The organism is Betaproteobacteria bacterium, from assembly GCA_009377585.1.
Taxonomy (GTDB): Bacteria; Pseudomonadota; Gammaproteobacteria; order Burkholderiales; family WYBJ01; genus WYBJ01.
Window position 1 is genome coordinate 23,557 of sequence record WHTS01000020.1, and the last position, 6,000, is coordinate 29,556.

Annotated in this window: 4 protein-coding genes and 2 pseudogenes (1 of these 6 only partly in view); 4 read left to right on the forward strand and 2 right to left on the reverse strand. The window is 65.7% G+C overall.

The window, feature by feature from the left end; all coding sequences use genetic code 11:
* Positions 1-34 precede the first annotated feature (34 nt).
* Positions 35-631: a septum formation protein Maf gene (gene maf, locus GEV05_09250; GenBank protein ID MPZ43573.1), complete on the forward strand. Its 597-nt coding sequence runs from the start codon at positions 35-37 to the stop codon at positions 629-631.
* Positions 632-667: 36 nt separating this feature from the next.
* A pseudogene (locus GEV05_09255) lies at positions 668-1,369 on the forward strand (SAM-dependent methyltransferase).
* Between the two features lie 75 nt (positions 1,370-1,444).
* Here GEV05_09255 and GEV05_09260 read toward each other — a convergent pair.
* Both GEV05_09260 and GEV05_09265 read right to left on the reverse strand, forming a co-directional pair.
* A complete protein-coding gene (locus tag GEV05_09260) occupies positions 1,445-2,425 on the reverse strand; it encodes a S49 family peptidase (GenBank protein MPZ43574.1) in 981 nt (326 codons plus the stop codon).
* Between the two features lie 171 nt (positions 2,426-2,596).
* The gene (locus GEV05_09265) at positions 2,597-3,559 is read right to left on the reverse strand and encodes an RluA family pseudouridine synthase (protein MPZ43575.1); all 963 of its coding nucleotides are present in this window, start codon (positions 3,557-3,559) and stop codon (positions 2,597-2,599) included.
* A 115-nt stretch (positions 3,560-3,674) separates the two neighbouring features.
* On the opposite strand from GEV05_09265, the gene GEV05_09270 reads away from it, so the two are divergent.
* Positions 3,675-3,917, forward strand: coding sequence for a hypothetical protein (locus GEV05_09270; GenBank protein ID MPZ43576.1), 243 nt, complete (start codon positions 3,675-3,677; stop codon positions 3,915-3,917).
* Positions 3,918-3,991: 74 nt separating this feature from the next.
* Positions 3,992-6,000 (forward strand): annotated as a pseudogene (locus GEV05_09275) (S1 RNA-binding domain-containing protein) (it continues 979 nt past the right edge of the window).

Genomic DNA, 6,000 nt, shown 5'->3' on the forward strand with positions numbered 1-6,000 from the left:
ATGATATTATCTTCGCGAATTCGTGTCAAAAATCATGGTGTTTTCCAGCGAAGACAGGCTCGTCCTGGCGTCCGGATCGCGCTATCGCAAGGCGCTGCTGGAGCAGTTGCGGCTGCGCTATAGCGTGTGTCCGGCTGACATCGACGAGTCGCCGCTGCACGACGAATCGCCCGCCGCGTTGGCGACAAGACTCGCCTGCCAAAAGGCGCGTGCGGTCGCGCCGCGCTATCCCGATAGCCTCATCATCGGCTCCGATCAGGTTGCCAGCATCGATGGCCGCTCGGCGTTCAGCAAGCCGCTCGACCACGCCGGCGCCGTTGCGCAATTGCGCGCGATGAGCGGACGCACGGTGCTGTTCCATACCGCGGTGTGCGTTCTGAATGCCGCTCGCGCGACGCAACGGACCGCGCTGGTGCCGACCGAGGTCCATTTCCGGCAACTGGCCTCGGACGTGATCGAGACCTACCTCCGCGCGGATCAGCCCTACGACTGCGCCGGCAGCGCGCGCATCGAAGGACTCGGTATCGCGCTGGTCGATCGGGTGCGCAGCGACGACCCCTCCGCCTTGCTCGGTTTGCCCCTGATCGCACTGCTCGACTTGCTGGCGGCCGAAGGCGTCAGCCCGCTCTAAACCCCGCATCGTCGACCACGCCTGCCCAGCCAGCCCATGCCCGCCACGCTCTACCTCGTGCCCAGCGTGCTCGGCGACGGAGCTCCGATCCAGACGCTGCCGGCCGCGACGCTCGCCATCCTGCAACGACTCGACCATCTGGTGGTGGAAACCCCGAAGCAGGCTCGGCGCTTCCTGAAGCTTGCCGGCGTAGCGCTTGCCGACCGAGCTCTGCATATCGAAGTACTGGACGAGCACACCCCGGAAAGCCGCCTGCCGGCACTGCTGGCGCCCACGCTGGCCGGCAGCGATTTGGGCATCGTGTCCGATGCCGGCTGCCCCGGGGTCGCCGATCCCGGGGCGAGGCTGGTTCGGCTCGCACACGCGCACGCCGTTCGGGTCGTCCCTCTGGTCGGCCCCTCCTCGATCCTGCTCGCATTGATGGCATCGGGCCTGAACGGCCAGCGCTTCGTCTTTCACGGCTATCTGCCGGTGGAGGCCGCGCGCCGCGACCAAACCGTGCGCACGCTCGAGCTTGCCGCCCGGCGGCGGCAGGAAACCCAGATCATGATCGAAGCGCCCTACCGGAATAACCGCCTGCTGCAGGCGCTGCTCGGCGTGTGTGCCCCCGGCAGCCTGCTTTGCCTGGCGGCCGACGTAACCTTGGCCTCGGAGTGGATCGTCACGCGAACGATCGCTCAGTGGCGAGCCGACTGCCCGGATATCGACCGGCGTCCCACGGTATTTCTGCTGGGCGCGGAGACGAGCAGCGGGACTGTGGCGCGCATTGCATCTGGCAGCGAATCGCGGCCGGGGAAACGCCGCAGGTAATCTCTAGCGCAGCATGACGCGGTCGGACGCCATCATGCCGGCTCGCACCAGCGCTTCGGCCATGGCGGCGCCGAAGCGCTTGGCAACGCGCTCGGCGATGTTCTCGCGCGGGGTGAAATCCACCATTTCCTCGGCCTTGATCACTTCGCGTGCGACGTACTCGACGCTGCCGAGCGCATCGGCGAGCCCCATCTCGATGCTTTCTTCTCCGGTCCACATGAGCCCGGTGAACGTGTCGGGCGTTTCTTTCAGCCGATCGCCGCGGCCCTCGCGCACCACCTTGATGAACTGCTGGTGAATGGCGTCGAGCATCTTTTGCGCGTGCGCTTTCTGTGCCGGTTCCAGCGGCGAAAACGGATCCAGGAAGCCCTTGTTCTCGCCCGCGGTCAGCAAGCGTCGTTCGATGCCCAGTTTGTCCAGCACGCTGGAGAAGCCGAAACCGTCCATGAGCACACCGATGGAGCCCACGATGCTCGATTCGTTGACGAAGATCTTGTCGCTCGCAACCGCGACGTAATAGCCGCCCGAAGCGCAGATATCCTCCACCACCGCGTAGAGCGGCGTGTCGGGGTACTTCTCGCGCAGGCGCCGGATCTCGTCGTTGATCTGCGCGGCCTGCACCGGGCTGCCACCCGGGCTGTTGATGCGCAACACCACCCCCTGGGTCGCCTTGTCCTTGAACGCTTCCTGCAATCCGGCCGTGATGTTCTCTGCAGCCCCCGGAAGATCGGCTCCGATCACGCCGTTGATCTCGACCAACGCGGTATGCCGCACGGGCGATACGCCGTCGCGCTTGCCGAGCCAGCCGAGCGCGACGAACAGCAGCGCGAACAGATAGATGAAGCCGAGCAGCTTGAAGAAAATGCCCCAGCGGCGCGAGCGCCGTTGCTCCTGCAGCGAGGCGAGTGCGATTTTCTCCAGCGCCGCACGCTCCCACTGGGGCTCTCCTGCGGCGGGTTCCGAGCGTAGGGAATCGTGTGGCATGAGTTGAACGAGGGGAGGTGCTTCGGGGACGTGCGGCAGTATACCGCGTAACGGGGTGCAACTCATGAGGCAACGAGTCAGCATTCAGTCGGATTTTTGCGTGAGAAAATATGGCCTCGACGCGCGAGACGCTCGACGGATCGACCCCCGGGCGCGCAGGGCGTCCCACGCCTATTCGATCGCGACCCGATCGCGCTCGAGGCGTCCGAGAAAGGCACTCAGCTCGGGCGGCAGCGGCGCTTCCAGGACGAGCGGCTCACCCGTGGCGGGATGCCGAAGCTCGATTCGGGCAGCGTGCAGGAACATACGTTTCAAGCCCCCGCGCGCGGCTGCCTTGTTGGCTGCGAAGTCGCCATACTTGTCGTCGCCCGCGATCGGGTGACCGATATGCGCGCCGTGGACGCGAATCTGGTGGGTGCGTCCCGTGATGAGCTCGGCCTGCAGCAGGCTGTATTCCCCGATGTGGCGCTCGAGCGTGAACACGGTGCGCGACGCGAGGCCGCGGCTGCCTGCCTTCACGCGCCGATCGCCGCCCGGCAGCAGGTACTTCTCCAGGGCAACGTCGACTTCGCGCCGCGGCTGCAGAAAGCGGCCCCGGACCAGGAGCGTATAGAGCTTGCGCACCGCACCCTCGCGGATGGCGGCATGAAGCGCCACCAGGGCGCTGCGTTTCTTGGCCAACAGCAGGACACCCGAGGTGTCGCGGTCGAGTCGATGCACCAACTCCAGGTACTTGAGCCGCGGCCGCGCCAGTCGCATCTCCTCGATGACGCCGCGCGAAATGCCGCTGCCGCCGTGCACCGCGATCCCGGCCGGCTTATCGATCGCAGCCAAGTGATCGTCTTCATGGACGATGGTCGCCTGAAAGCGGGCAGCGGGGGCCGGCGCCGCGTCCGTGGAGGCGCGTTGCGCGATCCGTACGGGCGGAATCCGGACCCGGTCGCCTGCTTGCACGCGATACGTGGGATCGACCCGGGCGCTGTTGACCCGAACCTGGCCGGTGCGCACCAGGCGATAGATGTGCTGGCGTGGCACGCCCTTCAGCACTTTGAGCAGCATATTGTCCACTCGCTGCCCCGCGACCGTCTCGTCGGCCTCTATCCAGGTCGCTGAATCTTTGCCCAAAGGCTTCATTTGTGCCTATACTAGCGCTGCCTCACTTGGTGCCGATCGCGCCAGGCGGACGAGCAAGTCAGGGGCGACAGGCCAGGCAGAGCATCCGGTCGCAACGTTCCCCCGCAACAGCGACGTGGCGCGCAAGAAGATGAATATGGGCGCTATCGAAGGTTGCGCGCACTACCGGACGCACGTTTTATATCGGGTTACATCCGCTCACCCAGAAGCAGCGGCATGCAGGTTTGAACGCGCCAGACACGGCATCCCCGATCTTGCCATCGAACAGGCAGGATTCCAACGGCAGACCGATCCAGTCAATCTCCATGCGAGATCAACAACGCCTGAATTCATTTTCAAGCCGCTGATCGACGGATAGCCGCCAGCCGACGTTTTTCGGCAGCAGGCACTTCGGTCTTGCCTCCCGGGCTCGGCGCGGGAGCAGGTAGTCCGATGAAACGAATGTTGTTCAATGCGACCCAGCAGGAGGAGCTGCGCGTCGCCATCGTCGATGGTCAAAAGCTGATCGACCTCGACATCGAGTCCTCCACCAAAGAACAGCGCAAAGGCAACATCTACAAAGGCATCATCACCCGCATCGAGCCCAGCCTCGAGGCCGCGTTCATCGACTATGGCGCGGAGCGGCACGGCTTCCTGCCGTTCAAGGAAGTCGCTCGCAGCAATTTCAACGGCGACGCCGACGCGGGCCGGGCCCGCATCCAGGATGCGCTGCGAGAAGGCCAGGAACTGGTCGTCCAGGTCGACAAGGACGAGCGCGGCAGCAAGGGCGCGGCGCTCACGACCTTCATCAGTCTGGCCGGCCGCTATCTCGTCCTGATGCCGAACAACCCCCGCGGCGGCGGCGTTTCGCGCCGCATCGAGGGCGATGATCGGGCAGAGCTGCGCGACGCGCTGGACAAGCTCGAGATCCCGCACGGGATGAGCATCATCGCGCGCACGGCCGCGATCGGGCGCACCACCGAGGAGCTGAGCTGGGACCTGAGCTATCTGCTCAAGCTCTGGCATGCGATCGAGGAAGCTGCAGGCGTACGCTACAGCGACGAAGCCGGCGCGCCAAGCTCGGAGCCGCGCTCGCCCGAAGGGCGCGAGCGCAAGCGCCAGAATGCTGCTCCTTATCTCATTTTTCTCGAAAGCAGCCTGGTCATCCGCGCGATCCGCGACTACTTCAATCAGGAGATCGGCGAGATCCTGATCGATACCGAGGAAATCTTCGACCAGGCGCGGGCATTCATGGCCGCGGTCATGCCGGGCAACGTCAACCGGGTCAAGCTCTACCGCGACGACGTTCCGCTGTTCTCACGCTTCCAGATCGAGCACCAGATCGAATCGGCGTACTCGCGCCAGGTCGCACTGCCTTCGGGCGGCGCCATCGTGCTCGACCATACCGAGGCGCTGGTCTCGGTGGACGTCAATTCGGCGCGCGCGACTCGCGGCGCCGACATCGAACAGACGGCGTTCAACACCAACGCCGAGGCCGCCGACGAAATCGCGCGCCAGTTGCGCTTGCGCGACCTGGGCGGGCTGATCGTGATCGACTTCATCGACATGGAGAGCAATCGCAACCAGCGGGAAGTCGAAAACCGGTTGCGCGACGCGCTGCACTACGATCGCGCGCGGGTGCAGATGGGCAAGATTTCGCGCTTCGGCCTCATGGAGCTGTCGCGGCAGCGCCTGCGCCCATCGCTGGGCGAGACGGCCCACCAGCCGTGTCCACGCTGCCACGGCACCGGCCACATCCGCTCGATCGAGTCGACCGCGCTGCACGTGCTGCGCATCATCCAGGAAGAGGCAATGAAGGAGAACACGGCGGCCGTGCACGCGCAGGTGCCGGTCGACGTCGCCACGTTCCTGCTGAACGAGAAGCGCAACGACATCCATCTGGTCGAGGCACGGCTCAAGATCGGAATCCTGCTGATTCCGAACATCCATCTGGAAACGCCCAACTACACGATCGCGCGCATGCGTCACGACGAAGCGAACGAGATGGGCGAAGTGCCGCTCTCCTACAAGATGGTCGAAGTGCCCGAGGAAGAGGAGGCGTTGCGCGTGCCCGGGCAGGAAGCCCGTCCGGCGCGGCCCCAGGCTGCCGTGCAGGGCATCACGCCCGAGCGGCATGCTCCGATGCCCGCACCCGAGCCGCAAGCGGCGTCACCGCTGTCGGCACAGGCGCTCGGCGAAGATCACCCGTCGATCATTCGCAAGATCTTCGGTTGGTTCAAGCGCACCGAGGACGTGGAACGGCCCGCGCCTGGGGCAGCCGTCGGTGCGCCCCAGGCGCTGGCGAGTCCGGTACAGGTCGCACCCCCGGTTGCGCCGGCCGCCCGGCCGGCACGCGGCGAACGACCCGAACGCCATCGACGCGGCGAGCGCGGTGAACGCAGCGAGCGCAATGCGCGGGGTGAGCGTAACGAGCGGGGTGAGCGTAACGAGCGGGGTGAGCG

Coding starts and splice junctions, on each gene's coding strand:
- maf (MPZ43573.1), top strand. CDS start 35: ATGGTGTTTTCCAGCGAAGACAGGCTCGTCCTGGCGTCCGGATCGCGC.
- GEV05_09260 (MPZ43574.1), bottom strand. CDS start 2,425: ATGCCACACGATTCCCTACGCTCGGAACCCGCCGCAGGAGAGCCCCAG.
- GEV05_09265 (MPZ43575.1), bottom strand. CDS start 3,559: ATGAAGCCTTTGGGCAAAGATTCAGCGACCTGGATAGAGGCCGACGAG.